At 64.0% G+C, this 22,879-nt stretch carries 17 protein-coding genes; 8 read left to right on the top strand and 9 right to left on the bottom strand.

Annotated elements, in window-relative coordinates:
- The first annotated feature begins 39 nt into the window (after window positions 1-39).
- Together aspS and ACTJKX_RS07375 are read left to right on the top strand one after the other, a co-directional pair.
- Window positions 40-1,857 carry an aspartate--tRNA ligase gene (gene aspS, locus ACTJKX_RS07380; protein ID WP_367622565.1) on the top strand — a complete coding sequence of 606 codons (1,818 nt, stop codon included), beginning with the start codon at window positions 40-42 and terminating at the stop codon, window positions 1,855-1,857.
- 193 nt (window positions 1,858-2,050) lie between these two features.
- A complete protein-coding gene (locus ACTJKX_RS07375; RefSeq protein ID WP_311938073.1) occupies window positions 2,051-4,372 on the top strand; it encodes an NADP-dependent malic enzyme in 2,322 nt (773 codons plus the stop codon).
- Between the two features lie 41 nt (window positions 4,373-4,413).
- Here the strand turns inward: ACTJKX_RS07375 and ACTJKX_RS07370 are convergent, their stop codons facing one another.
- Together ACTJKX_RS07370 and ACTJKX_RS07365 are read right to left on the bottom strand one after the other, a co-directional pair.
- Window positions 4,414-4,950 carry a DUF1697 domain-containing protein gene (locus ACTJKX_RS07370; RefSeq protein ID WP_394309276.1) on the bottom strand — a complete coding sequence of 179 codons (537 nt, stop codon included), beginning with the start codon at window positions 4,948-4,950 and terminating at the stop codon, window positions 4,414-4,416.
- A gap of 63 nt (window positions 4,951-5,013) precedes the next feature.
- Complete coding sequence (locus tag ACTJKX_RS07365) at window positions 5,014-5,913, bottom strand: sugar kinase (protein WP_311938077.1); 900 nt, start codon at window positions 5,911-5,913, stop codon at window positions 5,014-5,016.
- 475 nt (window positions 5,914-6,388) lie between these two features.
- On the opposite strand from ACTJKX_RS07365, the gene ACTJKX_RS07360 reads away from it, so the two are divergent.
- Together ACTJKX_RS07360 and cls are read left to right on the top strand one after the other, a co-directional pair.
- Window positions 6,389-6,670 carry a bacteriocin gene (locus ACTJKX_RS07360; RefSeq protein WP_105862901.1) on the top strand — a complete coding sequence of 94 codons (282 nt, stop codon included), beginning with the start codon at window positions 6,389-6,391 and terminating at the stop codon, window positions 6,668-6,670.
- A 186-nt stretch (window positions 6,671-6,856) separates the two neighbouring features.
- Window positions 6,857-8,308, top strand: coding sequence for a cardiolipin synthase (gene cls, locus ACTJKX_RS07355; protein WP_311938079.1), 1,452 nt, complete (start codon window positions 6,857-6,859; stop codon window positions 8,306-8,308).
- On the opposite strand, the gene ACTJKX_RS07350 is transcribed toward cls, so the two are convergent.
- Both ACTJKX_RS07350 and ACTJKX_RS07345 read right to left on the bottom strand, forming a co-directional pair.
- Window positions 8,292-9,479, bottom strand: coding sequence for an MFS transporter (locus ACTJKX_RS07350; protein ID WP_440724854.1), 1,188 nt, complete (start codon window positions 9,477-9,479; stop codon window positions 8,292-8,294). The two genes, cls and ACTJKX_RS07350, sit on opposite strands and share 17 nt — an antisense overlap.
- Entirely contained in the window at window positions 9,472-10,257 is a 786-nt protein-coding gene (locus ACTJKX_RS07345; RefSeq protein ID WP_311938083.1) for a DeoR/GlpR family DNA-binding transcription regulator, read from the bottom strand. The genes ACTJKX_RS07350 and ACTJKX_RS07345 overlap by 8 nt, the downstream gene beginning before the upstream one ends.
- A 186-nt stretch (window positions 10,258-10,443) precedes the next feature.
- Between ACTJKX_RS07345 and ACTJKX_RS07340 the strand changes: the two genes are divergently transcribed.
- Window positions 10,444-12,279, top strand: coding sequence for an ABC transporter ATP-binding protein/permease (locus ACTJKX_RS07340; protein ID WP_440724853.1), 1,836 nt, complete (start codon window positions 10,444-10,446; stop codon window positions 12,277-12,279).
- A gap of 102 nt (window positions 12,280-12,381) precedes the next feature.
- Window positions 12,382-13,755, top strand: coding sequence for a glucoamylase family protein (locus ACTJKX_RS07335; RefSeq protein WP_440724852.1), 1,374 nt, complete (start codon window positions 12,382-12,384; stop codon window positions 13,753-13,755).
- A 150-nt stretch (window positions 13,756-13,905) separates the two neighbouring features.
- Here the strand turns inward: ACTJKX_RS07335 and ACTJKX_RS07330 are convergent, their stop codons facing one another.
- The 5 genes from ACTJKX_RS07330 to ACTJKX_RS07310 all read right to left on the bottom strand — a co-directional run bounded on the left by ACTJKX_RS07330 (window position 13,906) and on the right by ACTJKX_RS07310 (window position 19,995).
- Window positions 13,906-14,835: an ABC transporter permease gene (locus ACTJKX_RS07330; RefSeq protein ID WP_367622570.1), complete on the bottom strand. Its 930-nt coding sequence runs from the start codon at window positions 14,833-14,835 to the stop codon at window positions 13,906-13,908.
- Window positions 14,832-16,379: a sugar ABC transporter ATP-binding protein gene (locus ACTJKX_RS07325; RefSeq protein ID WP_440724851.1), complete on the bottom strand. Its 1,548-nt coding sequence runs from the start codon at window positions 16,377-16,379 to the stop codon at window positions 14,832-14,834. The genes ACTJKX_RS07330 and ACTJKX_RS07325 overlap by 4 nt, the downstream gene beginning before the upstream one ends.
- Window positions 16,376-17,266, bottom strand: a complete 891-nt coding sequence (locus tag ACTJKX_RS07320; protein WP_367622572.1) for a sugar ABC transporter substrate-binding protein — start codon at window positions 17,264-17,266, stop codon at window positions 16,376-16,378. Before ACTJKX_RS07320 ends, ACTJKX_RS07325 begins: the two co-directional genes overlap by 4 nt.
- A gap of 85 nt (window positions 17,267-17,351) precedes the next feature.
- Window positions 17,352-18,803 carry a xylulokinase gene (locus ACTJKX_RS07315; protein WP_440724850.1) on the bottom strand — a complete coding sequence of 484 codons (1,452 nt, stop codon included), beginning with the start codon at window positions 18,801-18,803 and terminating at the stop codon, window positions 17,352-17,354.
- Between the two features lie 73 nt (window positions 18,804-18,876).
- Complete coding sequence (locus tag ACTJKX_RS07310; RefSeq protein ID WP_367622574.1) at window positions 18,877-19,995, bottom strand: lactonase family protein; 1,119 nt, start codon at window positions 19,993-19,995, stop codon at window positions 18,877-18,879.
- Window positions 19,996-20,254: 259 nt separating this feature from the next.
- Between ACTJKX_RS07310 and ACTJKX_RS07305 the strand changes: the two genes are divergently transcribed.
- Window positions 20,255-20,992 (top strand): SDR family oxidoreductase, encoded by a 738-nt coding sequence (locus ACTJKX_RS07305; RefSeq protein WP_367622575.1) that lies wholly within the window; start codon window positions 20,255-20,257, stop codon window positions 20,990-20,992.
- Between the two features lie 235 nt (window positions 20,993-21,227).
- Window positions 21,228-22,823 carry a CYTH and CHAD domain-containing protein gene (locus ACTJKX_RS07300; RefSeq protein ID WP_440724849.1) on the top strand — a complete coding sequence of 532 codons (1,596 nt, stop codon included), beginning with the start codon at window positions 21,228-21,230 and terminating at the stop codon, window positions 22,821-22,823.
- The last annotated feature ends 56 nt before the right edge of the window (window positions 22,824-22,879 follow it).

The following is a 22,879-nucleotide window of genomic DNA, read 5'->3' as shown; positions in this document are numbered from 1 at the left end:
CGTCCGATCGCAAAACACTTTGTCCGGAAAGACACGCCTATGCACCGTTATCGCTCTCACACCTGTGCTGATCTTCGCCTCGACCATGTCGGGCAGGACGTGCGGCTTTCCGGCTGGTGCCACCGCATCCGCGACCATGGTGGCCTGCTGTTCATCGACCTGCGCGACCATTACGGCCTGACCCAGTGCGTGGTCGATCCGGATTCGCCGGCCTTCAAGGTGGCGGAGACCCTGCGCTCGGAATGGGTCGTGCGCGTGGACGGCAAGCTGCGCAAGCGCCCCGAAGGCACCGAGAACCACGAGATGCCCACGGGCCTGGTGGAAGTCTACGTCACCGAGATCGAGGTGCTGGGACAGGCAGCCGAACTGCCGCTGCCCGTGTTCGGTGACCAGGACTATCCTGAAGAGACGCGCCTGAAATACCGCTTCCTGGATCTGAGGCGCGAGCGCATCCACAACAACATCATGCTGCGCGGCAAGGTGGTGGATGGCATGCGTACGCGCATGAAGGCGGCTGGCTTCAACGAGTTCCAGACGCCGATCCTGACGGCCTCCTCGCCGGAAGGCGCGCGCGACTTCCTGGTGCCCTCGCGTATCCATCCCGGCAAGTTCTACGCTCTGCCGCAGGCGCCTCAGCAATATAAGCAGCTGTTGATGATGGCGGGCTTCGACCGCTACTTCCAGATCGCTCCCTGCTTCCGCGACGAGGACCCGCGCGCCGACCGCCTGCCGGGCGAGTTCTACCAGCTCGACCTCGAAATGAGTTTCGTCACCCAGGAAGACGTCTTCGCTGCCGTCGAGCCGGTGATCACCGGCATCTTCGAGGAGTTCGGCAAGGGCAAGAGCGTCACCAAGGGCTGGCCGCGCATTCCCTATGCGGAGGCGCTGCGCAAATATGGTTCCGACAAGCCGGACCTGCGCAACCCGCTGATCATGCAGGAGGTTTCCGAGCATTTCCGCGGCTCGAACTTCAAGGTCTTCGCGCGCATGCTCGAAGATCCGGCCAATCAGGTCTGGGCCATCCCCGGACCGGGCGGTGGCCAGCGCACCTTCGCCGACCGCATGAATTCCTGGGCGCAGAGCGAAGGGCAGCCGGGCCTGGGCTACATCCTGTTCTTCGACAAGGCGACCGACGAGACGACGAAGCAGGCCGATCCCAATGCCGAAGGCATCGGGGCGCGCGGACCGATCGCCAACAATATCGGCCCGGAACGGGCCGAGGCGATCCGGCTGCAGCTCGGCCTGAAGGCCGGCGATGCCGCCTTCTTCGTCGCGGGCGATCCGAACAAGTTCTACAAGTTTGCCGGCGCCGCCCGCACCAAGGTGGGCACCGACCTCAAGCTGGTGGACGAGAGCCGTTTCGAGCTCGCCTGGATCGTCGACTTCCCGATGTTCGAATGGAACGAGGACGAGAAAAAGGTCGATTTCTCGCACAACCCCTTCTCCATGCCGCAGGGCGGCCTCGATGCGCTCAACACCCAGGACCCGCTGACGCTGAAGGCCTATCAGTACGATATCGCCTGCAACGGCTTCGAAATTGCCTCCGGCGGCATCCGCAACCACAAGCCGGAAGCGATGGTGAAGGCCTTCGAGATTGCCGGCTATGGCGAGGAGACGGTGATCGAGCGCTTCGGCGGCATGTACCGGGCTTTCCAGTATGGCGCTCCGCCGCATGGCGGCATGGCGGCCGGCGTCGATCGCATCGTCATGCTGCTGGCAGGTGAGCAGAACCTGCGCGAGATCTCACTGTTCCCGATGAACCAGCGCGCCGAAGACATCCTGATGGGTGCCCCCTCGGAAGCGACGCCCAAGCAGTTGCGCGAACTTCATATTCGTCTGAACGTCCAGGAAAAATAACAGTCTCGGGGCTGGCGGCCGTAATGGCATGCGCTAAAACGGAGAAAGCCGGGGCCGCGCAAGGCCCCGGGCCAGAGCGTTTTACGATTTGAGGGGACTACCGAGAATCGCAACGACGCATTGAAACAAGGCGTTAGAGCAAAGCAGCGTTCGACGAATGCGCCTTGCCCTAGCCAACAGGACGGGAAACGCAATGTCAGATGTCCAGGCCGGCTCGGCAGCCCCCACGAACTCCTCGACCATGTCCGAGGATCTGCGGACCGGGGCACTGATCTACCACCGCTATCCCAAGCCGGGAAAACTGGAGATCCAGGCGACCAAGCCGCTCGGCAACCAGCGCGACCTCGCCCTGGCCTATTCTCCCGGCGTGGCGGCGGCCTGCGAGGCCATCCACGCCGATCCGCTCGAGGCCGCCAACCTGACGGCCCGCTCCAATCTCGTCGCCGTGGTCTCCAACGGCACCGCCGTGCTCGGCCTCGGCGATATCGGCCCGCTCGCCTCCAAGCCGGTAATGGAAGGCAAGGCCGTCCTGTTCAAGAAGTTCGCGGGCATCGACGTCTTCGACATCGAGATCGCCTCCAAGTCGATCGAGGAGATCGTCACCGTGGTCGCGGCGCTCGAGCCGACTTTCGGAGGCATCAACCTGGAAGACATCAAGGCGCCCGAGTGCTTCGAGGTCGAGCGCCTCCTGCGCGAGCGCATGGAGATCCCGGTCTTCCACGACGACCAGCATGGCACGGCCATCATCGTCGGCGCCGCCGTCCGCAACGGCCTCGAATTGGCCGGCAAGTCGATAGCCGACGTCAAGATCGTGGCGTCGGGGGCCGGCGCGGCGGCACTTGCCTGCCTCAACCTCCTGGTCTCGCTGGGCGCCAAGCGCGAGAACATCTTCATCTCCGACATCAAGGGCGTGGTCTATAAGGGCCGCACCGAGCTGATGGACCCCTGGAAAGACGTCTACGCCCAGGAGACCGAAGCGCGCACCCTCAACGACATCATCGAGGGAGCCGATATCTTCCTCGGCCTCTCCGCGGGCGGCGTGCTCAAGCCGGAGATGATCGCGCGCATGGCACATAATCCGCTGATCATGGCGCTCGCCAATCCATTTCCGGAGATCATGCCGGAACTGGCCAAGGCGACCCGCCCGGATGCCATGATCTGTACCGGCCGTTCGGACTTCCCGAACCAGGTCAACAACGTCCTGTGCTTTCCCTACATCTTCCGTGGCGCCCTGGATTGTGGGGCCACCACCATCAACGAGGAGATGAAGCACGCGGCCGTCGAGGCGATTGCGGCGCTCGCCCGTGAGACGCCGTCGGATGTGGTCGCCCGTGCCTATGGTGGCGAAAGCCGCCGCTTCGGCGCCGATTCCCTCATTCCTTCGCCCTTCGATCCGCGCCTGATCCTGCGCATCGCTCCTGCCGTCGCGCGGGCCGCCCAGGAAACCGGCGTCGCGACCCGCCCGATCACCGACCTGGAAGCCTATGCCGAGAGCCTGACTCGCTTCGTCTTCCGCTCCGGCTTCGTGATGAAGCCGCTGTTCGCTGCCGCCAAGGCCGATCCCAAACGCGTGGTCTATGCCGAAGGCGAGGACGAGCGCGTGCTGCGTGCCGCCCAGGTGGTACTGGAAGAGGGGCTCGCCCGGCCCATCCTGATCGGGCGTCCCTCCGTGATCGAGACCCGTATCCAGCGTTTCGGCCTGACGATCAAGCCGGGGCATGATTTCGAGGTGATCGATCCGGCCGACGATCCGCGCTACAAGGATTACTGGTCGCTCTACCACCACCTGGCCGGGCGCGGCGGCGTCACCCAGGATACGGCCCGCACCATCGTGCGCTCGAATACATCGGTGATCGCCGCCCTGGCCCTGCATCGCGGCGATGCCGATGCGATGATCTGCGGGCTCGAAGGGGCCTATATGCGCCATCTGCGCTATGTCCGGCAGATCATCGGCCTAGCGCCCGGTGTGCGCGACTATTCGGCTCTTTCCCTGGTGCTGACCGCCAAGGGCGCCTTCTTCATTTGCGACACCCAGGTCAAGCCCGACCCCTGCGCGGAAGAGATCGCGGAGATGGCCATCCTGGCCGCCGAGCATGTCCGCCGCTTCGGCATCGACCCGAAGATCGCGCTGCTGTCGCATTCCGATTTCGGTTCCTACGACACCGACGCGGCCCGCAAGATGCGCAGGGCCCTGGAACTCCTGGTCGAGCAGCGTCCCGATCTGGAGGCGGACGGCGAGATGCAGGCGGATACGGCGCTGTCGGAAAGCTTGCGTGACCTCAAGCTGAGTTCCTCGCGGCTCCGGGGCGAGGCGAATGTGCTGGTGATGCCCAACCTCGATGCGGCCAACATCGCCTTCCAGCTTACCCGCATGCTGGCGGATGCCTTGCCCGTCGGTCCGATCCTGATCGGCGCCGCCAAGCCGGCCCATATCCTCAACCGTGCCGTGACCGTGCGCGGCGTGGTCAACATGACGGCGGTGGCCGTGGCAGAGGCGCAGGCCGCACAAGGCTGAAACCGAAGCGCCGGGATCGAAACAGCTCCCGGCGTCCCGCTTCAGGCCAGCATCTGGCCGAGGCCGCGTATGGTGTTCCAGTTGCGCGCAGTGCCGACGCCGAGCCGCTTGGTGGAAAGGGCGCCGGCAAGGCGACTTTCGCTCGGGCGCCCGGCGAAGGCGATCCAGAGATCGCCGCCGACCAGGGCAAGACGTTCGCCTCTATCGCAATAGCGTTCCAGCTTGACCAGGATGTCCTCGCCGAGCGGGGCTCGCATCAGGCGGGCGATGACAAGGCCGCCGTCGCGTTCGGCCTCGGCCGGGAATGGGTTGCCGGCAACGGTGCTCCGCCAGTTCTCGGCGCTGCGCACGATGATGTCGACATGTTTGCCGTAATGGCCGAGGAAGCCGGCCTCCAACCGGGCTTCGAGGACGGCGATGTCCTGTTCGGGCGCCTCGAAGACGAGATTGCCGGTCGAGGCCAGAGTGCGGGGACGATCAAAGCCGCATCCGGTGGCGATCGCGCGCAATTCCTCCATCACGACCCGCCGCTGTGGCGTCAGTACGATGCTGTAGAGGAGGGCGAGATAGCCGGCCATGGCGAAGGGCTCGTCGGGATGGTCCGGTGCGGGCCATGACGACCCGCCGGCTCACAAAGGCGATCAGGACGCGGCGACGGGCTGGAAGCGCGTTTCGATGGACTCCACATCCGCCCGGGTGGGCAGCTTGGCTTCGTTGCCGAGAAACTGAATCGCGTGGGTGGAGGCGCCGCGCGCGAAGCGGAAATGCTCCTCCCAGCGCGACAGCGGGCGGCTGAGATAGGAGTACATATAGGCGCCATGGAAGATGTCGCCGGCGCCGTTGGTATCCACCACCGAGGCCTTCGGCACGTTGAGGGCCGGCAGGCGCTGGACCTTGCCGCTCTCGTCATACCACAGCATGCCGCGCTCGCCGGCGGTCACCCCGGCGATCTTGCAGCCCTTGCCCTTGAGATAGTCGAGCATCTCGGTCTCGGTCAGGTTCATCTGCTCGCACAGGCGCTCGGCCACCACGGCGACATCGACATAGTTGAGCAATTCGTCGGTGTTGGAGCGCAGGCCGCCGCCATCGAGCGAAACCAGGCGCCCGAGCTTGCGGAATTCCTTGGCATAGTAGAGCGCGGCATCGGCCAGATGCCCGTCGAGATGCAGGGCGCGGCAATTGCCCAGATTAAGATGCGGATAGGGATGCAGGTAGTCGTCGTCACGCGCACGCACGATGGCGCGCTTGCCATCCTTGGGCATGATGAAGGAGAGCGAGGAGCGCTTGACCTTGCGAGGGTGGACGGAGATGCCGTATTTCGCCGCCATGTCCATGAACATGCGGCCGAGCCAGTCGTTCGAATTGGTGGTGATCAGGTCGGGGATCACGCCAAGCTTGGCGCAGCAGAAAGCGGCCGTCGTGGCGTTGCCGCCGAAAGCCACGGCATAGTCCTTGGCAACCGACTTTTCATCGCCGCGCGGCATGTCATCCGCAACGAAGGTCACGTCGATATAGGCATGGCCGATGAAGAGCGCTTCCATCGCTTGTCGCTCCAAACAAACTAGATCCTACAGCGTTTTGCGATTTGCGGGGCGCCAAGAATCGCAAAGACGCGCCTGGGTAACTGCCTCTAGAGCAAAGAGCGTTTCCGCTCAAACGCGCTTTGCTTCAGGATATCCCGCTTAATCGTCATGGCGCCCCGGCGCAAGCGGCCTTTTCGCACCTGCGAGAGAAGGAACGTTCATCGCCCGCCCGATCCCTTCGGAAAGGCACCGGTACACGGAAGGGAACTTGTCTTCGCCGTAGAAGTTTGTATGTCGGTGACATGCGTCATTTCGGTTGAGTCGGCAGTGAAATGCTCCGGCTTTGGCAGAAAGCGATGGCATCTGAAGCACGAGCTGTCCTTACGTAGTCATTCATCTCCGGTTCATGGTGTGCATGATGTAAGAATCGGGCTTTGCTCTCGGTTGTATCTGTATATGATCGATACGGATCGGCATCCACGGAGGATCTCCCATGAAGAAGCTTTTGATCGTAGCAGCTGCAGGGCTTTTGCTCGCGGGCTGCTCGGAATATTCGCGCGGTGACCGCGCGCTCGGTGGCGCTGCCATCGGTGCCGGCGGCGGTGCGCTGATCGGTGGCCTGGCCACCCGTTCGGCCGGCGGCGCCATCGTCGGCGGCGTGCTCGGCGGTGCTGCCGGTGCCATCGTCGGTGCCGAAACCACGCCGCGTGCTTGCACTCGTCGTTACTATGATTACTACGGCAACGTGCGGTATCGCCGCGTGCAGTGCCCGTAAGGGGTGAGATCCCTCGGAGAAAAGCGCGTTTTCACGAAAACGTACTTTGCTCTAGCTCCTCGTTTGGACGCGTCTTTGCGATGCTTGACGATTTCGTCAGATCGAAGAACGCTTTGAGGATCGCCATCTGACGCAAGTCACACCCACGCAGCCCGCTGCGTGGGTTTTTTCATGGAAAGGCCCGCCTTGTCGTTCTCCGATCTGACCTTGCCGGGTTTGAGCGTGTTGGCGTGGGCCTATTTCTATTCCGAATGGGCGGTTCGCCTCGTCATGATCGTGGTGGTGCCGTTCCGGCGCAATTCGGATGCGGCGCGCAGCTGGCTGCTGCTGGTGATGTTCCTGCCCTGGCCGGCCCTGCTGCTCTACCTCCTGATCGGGCGGGCCACCTATCCGCGCTGGCGGCGCAAGCGTTTCGAACGCCTTCCTGACATCCTGAGCCTGTCCGCCGAAAAGGTTCGCGAACTGACCGAAGTTTCACGCGAGCGGCTGCCGCGGCGCTTCACCCGTGCAGCGGTGCTGATCGAAAGAGTGGGCAAGCTGCCGGTCGTCGATGGCGCGAGAGTGGATTTCCTCGGCGATTATTCGCGGATGATCGATCGGCTGGTCTCCGATATCGACGCTGCCCAGCATCATGTCCACTTGCTGTTCTACATCTTCGCGGACGACGAAGTGGGGCAGAAGGTGATGCAAGCCCTCGGTCGTGCCCAGGCGCGTGGCGTGAAATGCCGCGTGCTCATCGATGCGATCGGCTCTCGACCATGGGCACGCAGCGTGCTGACGACGCTTGCCGATTACGGTGTCGAGGCCCATCCCATCCTTCCGGTCACTTTCTTTCGGCGCAAGTCGGCGCGGGCGGACCTGCGCAACCACCGCAAGATTGCGGTGATGGACGGGCGGGTGGGCTATGCAGGGTCTCAGAACATCATTGCGGCCCGCACGGTGCTCGACATCTCGAACCAGGAACTGATGTTGCGCCTGGAAGGGCCGGTGGTGCTGGAATTGCAGGCCGTCTTCATCGCCGACTGGTTCCTGGAGACGGAGGAAGCGTTGCCGCTCGACAGCGTGATGTCGCCGACGCCCGCCTGCGGTACCCTGGCGATGCAGGTCCTGCCGAGCGGGCCGGACTATCGGGTGGGAGGGATCGAAAGCCTGATCGTCACCGCCATCCATTCGGCCCTACAGCGTGTGGTGATCGTCACGCCCTATTTCATTCCCAGCGAGGCCGTTCACAAGGCGATGCAGATCGCCGTGCTGCGCGGCGTCGCCGTGCATCTGGTTGTTCCCAAGATTTCGGATCACCGCCTCGTGCGTTTCGCCCAGCAGTCCTATTATGGCGGATTGCTGGCTGCCGGCGTGAGCATCCACCTTTTTCGCGACAAGTTCCTGCATGCCAAGAATGTCTCGGTGGACACCGACGTCGCCCTAATCGGCTCGAGCAACATGGATATGCGTTCCTTCGTGCTGAACTCGGAGGTCACGGTGGTGATCTACGACCGCGAGGTCACGCTGCAATTGCGACGCATGCAGGATGACTACATCGCGGGCAGCGACCGGATGGAACTGGACAGATGGCGCCGACGCCCCTGGATCCGCAAGGTCGCCGAAAATCTGGCGCGGCTGGTCAGCCCGCTTCTGTAGCCGGGCGGCCGGAAGCGCCGCGTGGGGCACAGACCGGCGCCAGCAACGCAATGATCACGGTGAACACCGCTGCGACGTAGAAGATGCCGGCAAGCGTCGACACATGGGCAACGGTTCCGAGCAAGGGCGGCGCCGCCAGCAGGCCGGCATAACCCATGGTCGACACCGTTGCGATCTGCACTTCCGGGCGCGGCATGGCCCCGGCGGTGCTGAACAGGACCGGCACCACATTCGCAAAGCCGATGCCGGCCAAGCCGTAGCCGAGGATGGCGACATAGACATTGCCCGAAAGCGGTCCCATCAGGAGCCCGATCAAGGCGAGCAGACAGCCGCCTCGCACCAGATGAACGCCATCGACGTGACGGCGGATGGGATCGCCCAGGAAACGCACGCTTGCCATCGCCCCGGCGAAGACGGCATAGCCGACATTGGCCAATTCCTGGCCGGCTCCCAATTGTTCGCGCAGGAAGACGGCGGCCCAGTCCAGCACCACGCCCTCTCCGCTGAAGGCGAGCGCGGCCATCAGGCCGACCACGACCGCGAGGAAAGCCGGGCGCAGGGAAGGTGATTTGCCGGTGCCGGCGTCGGCAGTTGCAGCGACCTTGCCGGGAGCGAGGCCTCTCTGCCCCCAGGCAAAGATGACGGCCAGTGCCACCGTCACGATGAGCGCCTGGGAAGCGCCGTCGGTCCAGCGGAGCATCAGGGTGGCGATGCCAGCCCCGGTCAATCCGCCCAGACTCCACATGCCGTGGAACGACGACATATAGGGGCGGCCGACCTGCTTCTCGATCCTGGCGGCATCGGCATTCATCGCCACATCCATGCAGCCGCCGCTGGCGCCGAACAGGAAAACGATGCCGGAGAGCAGCCAGACGTCCGGCATGAGGGGAATGGCGGGCAGCAGGGCCAGGAAAATCACGCCGCTCAGCCGGATGAGAGCCGCGGTGCCGAGGCGCTGGATGATCCAGCCGCTGCCGGCCATGGCGAGCACGGCCCCGGCCCCGAGCATCAGCAGGACGATGCTCAGCACGATGGGATCGAGCCCCAGCCGCTCCTTGGCGAGAGGGATCTGCGTAGCCCAGACACCATAGAGAGCGCCATTGACGTAGAAAGTCGACGCCGTCGGGTGCCAGACCCGCCAGCCGGGCCGATAAGAGGATGTTTCAGACAAGATGGATCTCCACGCCACTTTCGCTGTAGCGCTGCAGAATGGTGTTCGAGCTCGCATTCTCGGTGACCATGCGATCGAGGCGAGCGAAGGGCATGACCTGATAGGTCGAGCGTGTGTCGAGCTTCTCGGCAGTGACCAAAGCCATCGTCGAGCGTGAGGCGGCGACCATGGCGCGCTTGAGATGGGCGTCGTCATGATCGACCACGGTCACGCCCTCGATCAGGTCGACGGCGCAGGCGCCCAGGAAACACAGATCGGGCTTGAGATAGGCGACCTGCTCCAGCGCGCCGGCGCCGCTGGCGCTGCGCGACTGGGTGTCGACCTGCCCGCCGATCAGCACCAGCTTGCCGATGCCGCGATCGAGCGCGGCGACGGCGATGTCGGGCGAGGGGGTGATCACGGTGAGGCCGGCCTCGACCGGAAGCTGGCGTGCCAGCATCAAATTGCTGGTGCTCTGGTCGAGCAGGACGACCATTCCCGGTTCGACGAAACGCAGGGCATAGGCCGCCAATTGCTTCTTCTGCGCCTCGTTGCTGATCAGGCGCCGATCAAATCGGTGTGAGGCGCGGGACTTGCGCAGGGCACCGCCATGCACGCGCTCGATCAGGCCGGCATCGGCAAGTTCCTTGAGGTCGCGGCGAATGGTGTCCTCCGACACCGCGAAATCCAGTGCCGCCTGGACAGAGGCGATGCGGCCGTCCTGTTCGATGCGCTGCAGGAGAAGACGCTGCCGCTCGGCAGGGATGAGGCCGGCATCGAGAAGGATGGAAGTTTCCATGGCAGGCTGGATCCGATGAACAGGCCGCTTATGTCCCTTGAGCGGGGGGAATGCAAGTATGAAAACGCACAAAGGCGCATAAACATGCGCACTCACGCATCGTGCCGGCTGTCGTACGCGTTACTCGCTTACCCTTGAGGATGACTCTGCCAGATGACCGGCTATAGTCGAGACGGAGAGTGATTCATGGTTGCACAATCCGGCGGGAAGCCTGCCGACGCGCCGAGCAACGAGCCGGACAAGCCTGGGCAGTCTGAGCAGTCGATGGGCGGGCTGCTGTTGCAGCTCAACATGATGGCCCGCGCCTTCGTTTCCTCGCCCCATCGCAACCAGTTGCTCCTGCTTCTCGTCGGGGTCGTCCTGGTGATTGCGGTCACCGGCTATTTCCAGATCCTGCTGAACGCCTGGAATCAACCCTTTTACGATGCCCTGGCCCGCAAGGACCTGGCACAGTTCCTCCAGCAACTCCTGGTCTTCATTGCGATTGCGGGTGGACTGCTGATCCTTAACGTCACCCAGACTTGGCTGAGCTGGATGGTCAAGCTCAAGTTGCGACAGGGGCTGGTGGAGGATCTCATCGGGCAGTGGATGCGGCCCCGCCGCGCGTTTCGTCTCGCCAATTCGAGCAAGATCGGCGTCAATCCGGATCAGCGCCTGCACGAGGACGCCCGCCACCTGACCGAATTGTCGACTGATCTCGGCATCGGACTCTTGTCAGCCTCGATCTATCTGGCGAGCTTCATCACGGTGCTGTGGAGTCTCTCCAGCGGTTTTGTCTTCAACGTCGAAGGCTACAGCTTCGCCATTCCCGGCTACATGGTCTGGGCCGCCTTGTTTTACGCCGTCACGGCTTCGCTGCTCTCGTGGCATGTCGGCGGTCCTCTGATCGGATTGAATGCGGATCGCTATGCGCGGGAGGCGGAATTCCGCTTTTCGCTGGTGCGGGTCAGCGAGCATGTCGATGCCATATCGCTGAACAACGGCGAAAAGGACGAGGAGCGCCAGCTCAATCTCGATCTCAAGGCTGTCCTGCAGGCAATGCGGCGGCTGGTAACGGCGACCGCCAGGCTCGCCTGGGTGACCTCCGGCTATGGCTGGTTCACCCAGGTCGCGCCGTTCCTGGTCGCCGCACCGATCTATTTTGCCGGGAACCTGACGTTCGGCGGCCTTATGGTGGCCGTTGGAGCCTTCAATCAGGTGCAATCGCAATTGCGCTGGTTCGTCGACAATTTCAACACCATTGCCGATTGGCGGGCCACGCTCTTGCGCGTGGCAAATTTCCGCTATGCCGTCACCAATATCGATATTCAACAAACGGAAGCCAGCCATATCGAGTTCACCGAGACCGACAATGACGGCATCCGCCTCGATGATCTGGTGATCGAAGCTTCGAGCGGGCACAGCCGCCTCAACGAAGACCATGTCCAGATCCAACCCGGCGAGCGGGTCTTGATCGTCAGCGAGGCCGGGGCGAACAAGACTCTGCTCTTTCGCACTCTGGCCGGTCTGTGGCCTTTCGGCTCAGGTCAGGTCAGCATTCCCAAGGGCGGGCAGGTCACCTTCATGCCGCGTCGTCCCTATCTGCCCCAGGGCACGTTGCGGCAGATCCTGTCCTATCCGCAGCCGGTGGCCAAGTTCGAGCAGGCTGATTTTGAACACGCTCTGTCCGCCGTGGGGCTTGGTCATCTGGCCGATGACCTCGACCGCAATGTGCGCTGGGACAAGGACCTCGCCGACGAGGAACAGCAGACGGTGGCTTTTGCCCGCCTCGCTCTGCAGCAGCCGACCTGGATCGTCATCGACGAAGCCCTGGAAGGTCTGGATGAGGGAACACGCGACAAGGTTTTCGCCATTTTCGAAAAGGATCTTGGCAAATCCACCATCGTCCATATCGGCCGGCCCGGCTCCAAGGCCAGCTTCTTTCCACGTACTCTTCGGCTTCTCAACGACAGGACACAAGCGGACCGCGCATCAGAGAAACCGGATCGGGATGAGGCGGACGAATCCAAGGGAAGTGTATAAAAAAGACCATACTTTTCAAATAAGTGTTCGCTTCTGTTGAAGCGTCTATCTAAAGATCGATCAGGCAGCCCTCATGGCTTGCAACGGGTGAAAGTCGGGACGATGGCAAAGGACAAGGCCGGCAAGAAGAAGCTCTCCAAGGGCGACAAGAAGATCGTGGCGGAGAAGGTGGACAAGGGCATGGCCAAGACTGAACCGGCTGGGCTCTACAAGGCCGCCGATCTCGTCAACCTGCCCGACGAGGAACTGCTGGAAGCCGTGCAGCGCCAGACCTTCCGTTTCTTCTGGGAGGGAGCGGAGCCGGTGAGCGGCATGGCCCGCGACCGTACCACCCGCACGATGGATACGCCCAACGACCTGGTGGCGATCGGCGGGACGGGTTTCGGCATCATGGCCATGATCGTGGCGATGGAACGAGGCTGGATCACCCACGCCGAGGGCCTGGAACGGCTGACCAGGATCATCGACGTCATCGAGCCGACCACCTGTTTCCATGGCGCCTATTCGCATTTCATGCATGGCGAGACCGGCAAGGTCTGGCCCTTCAGCCGCAAGGATGATGGCGGCGACCTGGTCGAAACCGCTTTCCTGTTCCAGGGCCTGCTCTGCGCCCGCGAATATTTCGATGCCGACACCCCCGCCGAGACCAGATTGCGCCAGCGCATCACCGGGCTATGGGGCGAGATCGAATGGAACTGGTATACGCAGGGGCGCCACGCGCTCTATTGGCACTGGAGCCCCAATAACGGCTTCGTGCTCGATCACGACATCCATGGCTGGAACGAGTGCCTGATCGCCTATGTGATGGCGGTATCGGCGCCGCGCTATCCCATCGATCCCGCCGCCTATCATCGTGGCTTCGCGGCCAGCAAGGATTTCGGGGCGCCGCGCAGCTATTACGACATCGAACTGCCGCTGGGCCCTGATCGCGGCGGGCCGCTGTTCTGGGCGCATTATTCCTTCCTGGGACTCGATCCTCGCGGCCTGAGGGACCGCTACGCCGATTACTGGCAGCAGAACGTGGCCCATACGATGATCAACCATCGCCATTGCGTACTCAATCCGCATGGCCACAAGGGCTATGGCCCCGATTGCTGGGGGCTGACGGCGAGCGATGATCCTGACGGCTATGCCGCCCATCAGCCGAGCGAAGACAATGGCGTGATCAGCCCGACGGCCGCCTTGTCGAGCTTTCCCTATGCGCCCAGGGAAGCCATGGCGGCGCTACGCCACTTCCTCGCCAAATATGGCGACAAGGTCTGGGGGCGCTTCGGCTTCGTCGATGCCTTCAGCGAGGAGCGGGGCTGGTTCGCCGACACCTTCCTGTCGATCGACCAGGGCCCCATCATCGTGATGATCGAGAACTATCGCACCGGCCTGATCTGGAACCTGTTCATGCGCATTCCGGAGATCCAGGCCGGTCTGCGTAAGCTCGGCTTCGAAAGCCCCCATCTCACGGCAGATGCGGGAGCCTGAACGCGGCAGCGTCAGCCAAGCGCAGGTGAGGTTTGTCATTGCCGGGCTTGACCCGGCAATCCAGCTTCTTTTTGCCGTGGTTTCTGGATAGCCGGGTCAAGCCCGGCTATGACAAATCGGGCGTTACCCATTCAGGGAACTGCATTATTTCTAATCTCGCAGCCGCCCGACATTGCGCACCAGCACGGCCGCCAGAATGATCAGGCCGGTCAGGATATCCTGCATGTAGTTGGGCACGCCGAGGATGGTGAGGCCATTCGCCACCACGGCGATGATCACAGCACCCAGCAGAGTGCCGAGGGCGTTGGCGTCGCCGCCACGAAAAGCCGTCATGCCGAGAAAGGCGGCGGCATAGGCCTGGAGCAGGAAGCCATTGCCGCCGGTCGGATGGGCGCTGCCCAGCCTCGCCACCAATAGGAGGCCGACAAGCCCGGCGAACAGCGTGCAGATCGCAAAGCCGAGCACCGTGCTGCGCACGATCGGAACGCCGGTGAGGCGAGCCGCTTCACGGTTGCCGCCAATGGCCGCCATGCGCCGGCCGGGCTCGGTGAAATCCAGCAGGATGACGCAGATGGCCGTCATGGCGATAGCCCACAGCGTCAGTACCGGCACGCCTGCCAGCGTGCCGCGCCCGAGGTCGCGGAAGGCCGGTGGAATATTGCCGAACAGCGTGGCGCCGTCGCTGATCCAGAAGGTGAAGCCGCCGACCACCGTGCCGATGGCGAGGGTGGCGATGAAGCTCGGCACCCTCAGGCGCGAGACGAGATAGCCGCTGACGCAGCCGACGACCGCCGACGACACCAGCGTGGCAAGAATGGTGGCCGGAATGCCCCAGCCTTGCGCGAACAGGCTGACGGCCAGGATTCCGGCCCAGGACACCACTGCCCCGACCGAGAGGTCGAATTCCGACAGCACCATCACGCAGGTCGCGCCGAGAGCCACGATGGCGAGCAGCGAGGATTGCTGGGTGATGTTGATCAGATTGGAGGCCTGGGCGAAGGAACCCGGCGAAAGGGCCGAGAAAACCCCGACGATGACGAAAAGGCCGAGAAGCGTGCCGTAGCGGGCGGTAAAGTTCAAGCTGTCCTCCGGGAGTCCCGATGCGGTCTGGCCGTGCGAAAGGTCGCCGCGAGCACCTGCTGGCGGGTCAAGCCGGCGGCCGGAGCGTCCAGTGCGATCTCGCCCTTGGCCATCACCACGATGCGCCCGGCCAGCGCGAACAGTTCCTCGATGTCGCTGGTGGCGAACAGGATCAGCGTGCCGTCGCCGGCGAGCTCGCGGCAAAGGGCGTGGATCTCGGCCTTGGAACGGACGTCGACGCCCCGCGTCGGTTCGTCCAGCAGGAAGAGGCGCAGACCCGGCCTGAACCATCGCCCGATCAAGATCTTTTGCTGATTGCCGCCGGAGAGAGTGGCGATGCGGTCGGCGAGGCGGCCGTAGCGGACGGCAAGCCGATCCAGCATCGCGCTGGCCTTGCGTCGCAAGGTCGGCCAGGACAGGAGGGGCAGGCCGGCCACGGCCCGACCATCGGAAAGATGGGGGAGGGTGGCATTGTCCAGGATGGAGTGGTTGATCACCAGGCCGCTGCCGCGGCGGTCCTCCGGCGCAAACGCGACTCTTGCCCGAAGCCGGGAGGGGATGCCGGCCGGCGGCAAGGGCCGCCCGGCCAGAGATAGCCTGCCGCTCGCCCGCGGCATCGCGCCCCAGAGCGCCTTCAACAGGCTGGAGCGCCCGCTGCCGACGATGCCGTACAAGCCGATGATTTCGCCACCATGGGCGCTCAATTGCAGGGAGCCGTGCCGGGGCGAGGGGGAAAAGCCGTCGAGCTCGAGCAGCTTTTCGGCTCGCCTGGCCGGAGGCGGAAGGGCGTCGCGGAGTTGGGCGTCACCGGCCATCATCGCCACGACGGCGTCGGGCGTAGTTTCGGTGATCAGGCCTTGGCCGACGGTGACGCCGTTGCGCAATACCGTATAGTCCTGCGCGAGCTCGAAGACCTCCTCCATGCGGTGGGAGACGAAGATCACGGCGCATCCCGCCTGCGCGAGAGTGACGACCACCTTTCTCAGGATCGCGGCTTCGCTTTCGCTCAAGGAGGCCGTGGGCTCGTCCAGCACCAGGATGCGCGCCTCGTCCATCAAGGCCCGCAAGATCTCGACCAGCTGGCACTGGCCCACCGAGAGATGGCGTACCGGGACGTCCAGCGGCAGGGCGATGCCGAGCCTGTCGCGGACAGCCGCCAGGCGGCGTTGCATGGCCTGCCGGTCGATCAGGCCGAAACGGCGCGGGTAGCGCCGGCCGACAAAGGCGTTCTCGGCCGCGGTGAAACCCGGTACCAGGTTGAGTTCCTGATGCACGAAGCGCAGACCCGCGGCCTCCGCCGCCCTGGGATCACGCGGAGCATGGAGCGCGCCGTCGAGCTGCATCGCACCACCATCGGGCTGATACACGCCCGACAGGCATTTGAGCAGGCTCGACTTACCGGCACCGTTCTCGCCCAGCAGGGCATGGATGCGTCCCGGCTTGACGCTGAGGTCGACGCCATCGAGGGCATGTACGCCGCCGAAATGTTTCTTCAGGCCGGTGATCTCGAGCCGCGGAACAGCGCGGCCGGAGGGCTGGCTCATTGCGGACACGTCACGCCCAGGCTTGCCCGGTCGACGACCTTGGCCTCGACCTGGATTTCCTGTTTGCTGACGGGCTTGCCCTCCAGCACATTGGCGATTTCGGTCACGGCGCTATGGGCGATCCCCGGAAAGTCCTGGCGCACGGTCGCGACCAGGTCGGTGCATTGCTTGATCAGGTCGACGGCCTGCGGATTGCCGTCGATGCCGGCGATCACCATCCTGGAATCGGGCGCATCGCTCTGCTGGGCGAGGAGAGCCCCGATCGCCGGCTCGTCCCAGGCGGCCCAGACGCCGTCGATCTTGGTGCCGTGCTGGCGGATGAAGGTTTCCATGGCCAGGCGTGAATCGTCGATCGGTCCGGGGACCTTCACATAATGCTCGGCGATCACCTTGATGCCCGGATTGGCGGCCAGCGCCTTGTCGAGGGCGAGTTCGCGCTGATGCACGCCGGGATGGGCCGAATAGTAGAACTTGACGATATTGCCCTTGCCGCCCAGCTGCTTGAACAGCTTGTCCGACAGGATGGTGCCGAGGGCGAAATTGTCGGTGGCGATGCTGGCGGTCACACCGGGCGCCAGGGCGCCGTCGAGGGCGAAGACGGGAATCTTCTTGGCGGCCGCGGCGGCGACCTGGTCGGCGATCTGCTTGGGATCGACGCTGACCAGGACGACGGCTTTCACGCCGGCATTGGTAACGTCCTCGACCCGGCTTGCCAGCTGCTGAAGGTCACCGCGGGTATCGACGACATTGACGTTCCAGCCCTTGCCGGCGGCATCCTTCTTGAAGGTTTCGACGATCTCGTTGGTCGCGACCGAGCTGATATAGGGCGTCAATACGGCGATATCCTCGGCCTGGGCCGCGTTCGCGACGACGCTGGCCAAGGTCATGGCCAAGATAGAAACACCGATCTTCACGTGGATCCCCCGATAGCTTCGACCCGGGTCGGATCTCCCGGGCAGTTTCTTTGCGTTGCTATGGCATAGTCCGCGGCAGTTCGCGCGCGAAATCCGATGCAGCACGATAGCTGTGATAGCGCCGTTCCGCGGCTTCCGCGCGAGAAGGATGAGGCTCGACCGTGACACTGCCCGTCAATTGCTGCACCGGCTCGAAGCCAAGCCTGGGGGCGAGCATGCGATAAATGCCGAGCGCCGGCATCTCCTGGCTGGCAGCCGGCGCAATCACGGGCCGGTTCAGCACTTCGGCGAGGAAGCGTTGCTGCAACGGGCTGCGGGCGCCACCGCCGATCACCGTCAACGGCTGGCGCGGCAGGCCGGCGGCTTCCAGATTGTGGCGGATGGCAAAGGCGATACCTTCGAGCACGGCCCGGCACAGAGCACCCGGCCCGTGACCGCGATCAAGGCCGAGGAAAGCACCGCGAACCGCGCGATCCTCGAAGGGCGAACGCTCGCCGAAGAGATAAGGCAGGAACAGCGGATGGGAGGCGGCGCCACCAGCCGAGGCGTGATCGAGCAGCGTCTCCACCGGCAGGGATGTGATCTCGCTCAGCCAATCGAGCGCCGCGCCCGCGCACAGGAAGGGCGTGATGACGATCGCGCGGCTGCCCTCGACGGGATCGGCCAGAGTATAGCTGTCGCGCGGCGGGCGGGCATCGGCAATGTCCATGGTGCCGGCGACCCAGCCGGTCGTGCCGATATAGGCATAGGCCGTGTTGGGTGCATCGGCGAAGGCACCCCAGGTTGCGGCCGCGCCATCGCCGGCGCCATTGTAGACTGGGATGTCACGTGGCAGGCCGAGGGCGACGGCGCTTTCAGCGGCAAGCGGGCCGACGATTGCGTCTGCAGCCAGGATTTTCGGCATTTGCGCGGCTTTGACGCCGGCTGCCGCCAGCAGGGTTTCATCCCAGGCGCTGCTGACGATGTTGTAGAGCCCGGTCGTCGTTGCAGTGGTGGGATCGATGACGCTACGCCCGGTGAGACGCTTGATCACGGCATCCTTGGCCCCGAAGAGAAAGCCGGTGACGGCGTCGAGCGGCGGGCCTGGAAGGAAGCGCTTGAGCCGCATCAGCTTGAGGATAGGATGGGCAGGATCGAGATGATTGCCGGTGCGCTGGCCGTAATCTCCGGGAAGCCGGTCGCGCAGGGCCGCCACTTCATGCTGGTCGAGCCGGCGATCGGAATAGAGTATCGCCGGGCCAATGGGCTCGCCCGTCGGGGAAAGGGCGATGAGGTTCTGCATCGAACCGGCCAGGCCGATCGCGCAGACATCGGACCGAAGAGGCAGCTCGCTCACCGCCGCCTGAGCGGCGGTCCACCATTGGCGCGCATCCTGCTCGACGGACCCGTCCGAGAGGGTCTGCGTGGTCAGAGGCCGTGTCGCCGAGGCCACGGCCGTGCCGGTGCGGTCGTACAGCACCGCCTTGAGCGCGGTGGAGCCCACATCGAGAATGAGAAGCTTGTCGCCCACGTCTTGCTTCCAAGGGCTGCGGAGGCATCGCAAAGGGCGATGCGCTCCGTAATGCCGGCTTTTGGGAAATGCCTCAGGCTTCGTCGATCTGGAGGAAGGCCACGCAGGTCGGCGTGCCGATCTGGATCTCGGTGCCGGTCGGGGTCAACTCGCCACTCTCCTTGTTGACGGCGAAGACGACGAGCTTGTCGCTGTTCTGGCTGGCCGCCACCAGGAAATTGCCCGAAGGGTCGATGGCGAAATGGCGGGGAAACTGCCCGCCGCAGGGCACGTTGTGCTCCAGCACCATGCCGCCTTCGCTGTCGAGGGCGATGACGCCGATCGTGTCGTGGCCGCGATTGCCGACATAGAGATAGGCGCCATCGGCCGAAATCGCGATTTCCGAGCAGAAGCTGCCCGATCCGGCTGATTCAGGCAGTGCCGAAATCGTGCTGACCAAGGTGAGCTTGGCCTGGTCCGCCTCGAAGGCGAAGGAGGATACGGTGGAGTCGAGCTCGTTGGCGACATAGAGTAGATTGCCGCGCGGATGGAAGACGAAATGGCGCGGACCGGCCCCGGCTGGGACGGAGGCGGCTCCGGCGCGGGTGATCGCACCGGTCTGGGCATCGAAGCGATAGACCACCAGCAGGTCGAGCCCGAGATCGGCAACCACGATATAGCGGTTATCGGGCGTGACGCGGACGCAATGGGGGTGAGGGCGCTCCTGGCGCTCCGGATCCGGTCCCGTGCCGGCATGGGTGGCGTCGCTGACGGCTGCTTTCAGCCCGCCATCCTCGCGGATCGGCAACACCGCGATGGCCTTGTTGGGCAGTTCGCCTTCCGCGGTCAGGCTGTAATTGGCGACGAGCAGGAAATTGGCGTTGCGGTCATGGCTGTTAAAGGCGGCGATGCTGCCCAGGGTCGGCTGCTTGTTGATATAGCTCAGCGTGCCGTCCGCGGGGTCGATGGCATAGGCCGAAACCGTGCCCTCGTTCCAGCCGAACACCTCGCTGTTGACATGCAGCACCTTGCGTTTGGCGTCGACGCCGATCCAGGTTGGGTTGTCGATACCCTCGATCAGTCCGACAGGTGTGATGGCACCGGTTGCCTGGTCGAAGGAGAAAGCGGAAATGCCCTTGGCGTTGTGGGTTGGGTAATATGGCGTTGGGCGCGTGGGGCCGCCGACATAAAGAAAAGTGCGCTGTCCGGACATAATCCCGCCTTGTCAGACTCAGAAACTCGATGCGGCGCCGACCATATGGGACAGGGATGGCCCGGGCAACCGGGCCCGGTCAGATTATACTCCCAAGGCGATGCGCGACGATTTGCGACGACCTTCGATTTGAATAATTCATACAAATGCAGCTATCAATCGGGAAGGGGCGCCGGTCCATTCAGGCAGGCGCGTCCCCAAGCAAAGCCGAGCACATGCAAAAGAGCCGGTTCGCCGGCGATCGACGACGGAGAGTGAAATGTCCCTACCCCTACAGGGCAAGACAGCCCTTGTCACCGCGGCCGCCCAGGGGATCGGCCGCGCCTCGGCGATAGCGCTGGCCCGCGCCGGCGCACAGGTGGTCGCCACCGACATTGCCGAAGACAAGCTGGCCGATCTCGCCGGGGTTGAAGGCATCGCCGTCGAACGGCTGGACGTGCTGTCGCCGGAGGCGATCGCCGCCTTTGCCGAACGTCATGGACCCCAGGCCGACATTCTCTTCAACTGCGCCGGCGTCGTCCATGCCGGCACCATTCTCGATTGCACGGAAAAGGACTGGAATTTCGCCTTCGATCTCAACGTCACGGCGATGTTCCGCATGATCAGGGCCTTCCTGCCGCATATGCTGCAGCGCGGCGATGGCAGCATCATCAACATGTCTTCGGTGGCTTCGTCGGTGAAGGGAATCCCCAACCGTTTTGCCTACCAGGCCTCGAAGTCCGCAGTGGTCGGCATCACCAAATCGGTGGCGGCGGACTATGTGAGCAAGGGCATACGCTGCAACGCCATCGCCCCCGGGACAGTCGAAAGCCCCTCCCTGCGCGAAAGGCTGGAGGCAACCGGCGACTATGAGGCGGCGCGTGCCGCTTTCGTCGCGCGCCAGCCGATCGGCCGAATCGGTCAGCCCGAGGAGATTGCCGATCTCGTCGTCTACCTCGCCGGTGCTACCTATACGACGGGACAGATCCACATCATTGACGGCGGCTGGACCGGTTGACGGGCGGGGCCTGGTGCCCCGTCGAATGCGAACGGCAGCCCCCGCATTGCAGGCTCTGGTCATTCACATCGCTGGCGCGGGAAATGATTTGAACCACATTTGTCCACGGTGATGCGTGTTTCAGGGCTTGCCGGGCGGTAGTATGTGACAATTTGATCTGCCATAGCTCCACTTCGTCATCAAATCGTCATCAAAACGGGCGCGTCGGTCCGGTGACATTGCTCGGAGTAAAGACGTGGAAACAGGCAGTAGACCCGCACCGGCAGTGCCCGCACCGACCTTGCCGGCCCCGGCTGCCAATCGGGAAATCGAACTCAAGCTGCTGGCCCCCGCCGACAGCTTTGATTCTCTCGCTGCGGTTCCCGTCATTGCCCAGCATGCCCGCAATCGCGGCGTCTTTCGCAATTTCGAGAACGCCTATTACGATACGCCCGATCGCCAGCTCTATCGCAACAAGATCGCCCTCAGGGTACGTAAGAGCGGCAAGAGCTTTATCCAGACGCTCAAACGCCCGGCCGACGGCACCAATCCCCTGGCACGCCATGAATGGGAAGTGCCCGTACCGAGCCTGGAGCCGGATCTGGCCCTCTTGCCGCCCGAAGCTCTGGAGATCGGCATGGACGACGTCGGCAACGGCGTGCTCGAGGCCGTCTTCGTCACCAAGTTCCGCCGGCGTATCCAGGCGCTCGACCTGCCGGCCGCCAAACTGGAACTTGCCTTCGATCAGGGTGAGATTCGGGCCGGTGAGCGCCGCGAGGCCATCAGCGAGCTCGAACTGGAGCTGAAGGGTGGAGACGCGGGTGCCCTCTATGACGTCGCCCTGGCCCTGCTTGACGTCGCGCCCCTTCGCGTAGGTACGCTGGCCAAGGCCGATCGTGGCTATAAGCTCGCCTATGATCCGCCGGCCGAGGGCGTGCGGGCTGCCAAGGGCAGCATCGGCGCCGCCGACAATGTCGACGAGATCGTCGCCAAGCTGCTCGGTGACTGCCAGCGCCACATGGTCGCCAATCAGGCCGTGGTGGAGGAGGGCAGGACGCCGGAAGGTGTGCACCAGATGCGGGTGGCGTTGCGGCGCATGCGCACCGCCATTTCGATTCTCCAGCGCCAGATCGGCTCACCGACGCTCGCGCTGCTGGCGGTGGAGGCCAAGTGGCTGGCGTCGACGCTCGGGCCCGTGCGCAATTGGGACGTGCTGGTGGTGGATACCATTCCCGGCATCGAGACACATTGCCCCGACGAGAAGGCCTTTGCGGCGATGCGGGCTCATGTCGAGCCGCGGCGGCTGCATGGCTATCAGCATCTGCGCGAACTGTTCGCCGGTGCCCGCTACAACCGTTTCCTGCTGACGCTCGGGCGCACCGTCGAAAGGCGCGCCTGGCGCAATGATATCGCCAGCGGCTCGCTTGGCATCCTGGCGGAGACCGCCGAGCAATTCGCTCGCCAGGCGCTGGAACGGCTGCATCGCCGTGCCCTGAAAGGGGGAAAGCATTTCAGGCGGCTTGAGCCGGTGGCTCAACATGAGTTGCGGCTCGTGCTCAAGAAGCTGCGTTACGGTGCCGAGTTCTTCCGGGGTGTCTTTGACACCAAGGAAGAGGCGCAGCGTTATCTTGCCCGGCTGGCTGATCTCCAGGAAGGGCTCGGTCTGGCCAATGATGCGGCGACGACGGGCGGTCTGCTGGCCGTGCTCACGGATGAAGCGCAGGATGCCGCCCTGCATCGTGGCGCCGGCCTGGTCACCGGCTGGCAGGCTCGCGACAAGGAAGTCGCTGCCGGTTCGCTGCACAAGCTCTGGAAGCGTTTTGCCCAGGGCGCGCCCTTCTGGCTGGCGTGACGGCCGATCGCGGGTTGTCACTGGCCTCAATCTGCGGCACACCGTCTGGGTTGCCA

The sequence above is a fragment of the Labrys sp. 22185 genome (genome assembly GCF_052045555.1).
In the GTDB taxonomy this organism is placed as follows: domain Bacteria; phylum Pseudomonadota; class Alphaproteobacteria; order Rhizobiales; family Labraceae; genus Labrys; species Labrys neptuniae.
Note: the sequence above shows the minus strand (reverse complement) of the source record. Positions and strands in the feature narration are given on the sequence as shown.

Coding starts and splice junctions, on each gene's coding strand:
- ACTJKX_RS07325 (WP_440724851.1), bottom strand. CDS start 16,379: ATGAGCCAGCCCTCCGGCCGCGCTGTTCCGCGGCTCGAGATCACCGGC.
- ACTJKX_RS07370 (WP_394309276.1), bottom strand. CDS start 4,950: ATGGCCGGCTATCTCGCCCTCCTCTACAGCATCGTACTGACGCCACAG.
- ACTJKX_RS07345 (WP_311938083.1), bottom strand. CDS start 10,257: ATGGAAACTTCCATCCTTCTCGATGCCGGCCTCATCCCTGCCGAGCGG.
- ACTJKX_RS07310 (WP_367622574.1), bottom strand. CDS start 19,995: ATGTCCGGACAGCGCACTTTTCTTTATGTCGGCGGCCCCACGCGCCCA.
- ACTJKX_RS07360 (WP_105862901.1), top strand. CDS start 6,389: ATGAAGAAGCTTTTGATCGTAGCAGCTGCAGGGCTTTTGCTCGCGGGC.
- ACTJKX_RS07340 (WP_440724853.1), top strand. CDS start 10,444: ATGGTTGCACAATCCGGCGGGAAGCCTGCCGACGCGCCGAGCAACGAG.
- ACTJKX_RS07365 (WP_311938077.1), bottom strand. CDS start 5,913: ATGGAAGCGCTCTTCATCGGCCATGCCTATATCGACGTGACCTTCGTT.
- ACTJKX_RS07320 (WP_367622572.1), bottom strand. CDS start 17,266: ATGACCTTGGCCAGCGTCGTCGCGAACGCGGCCCAGGCCGAGGATATC.
- ACTJKX_RS07335 (WP_440724852.1), top strand. CDS start 12,382: ATGGCAAAGGACAAGGCCGGCAAGAAGAAGCTCTCCAAGGGCGACAAG.
- ACTJKX_RS07375 (WP_311938073.1), top strand. CDS start 2,051: ATGTCAGATGTCCAGGCCGGCTCGGCAGCCCCCACGAACTCCTCGACC.
- ACTJKX_RS07305 (WP_367622575.1), top strand. CDS start 20,255: ATGTCCCTACCCCTACAGGGCAAGACAGCCCTTGTCACCGCGGCCGCC.
- aspS (WP_367622565.1), top strand. CDS start 40: ATGCACCGTTATCGCTCTCACACCTGTGCTGATCTTCGCCTCGACCAT.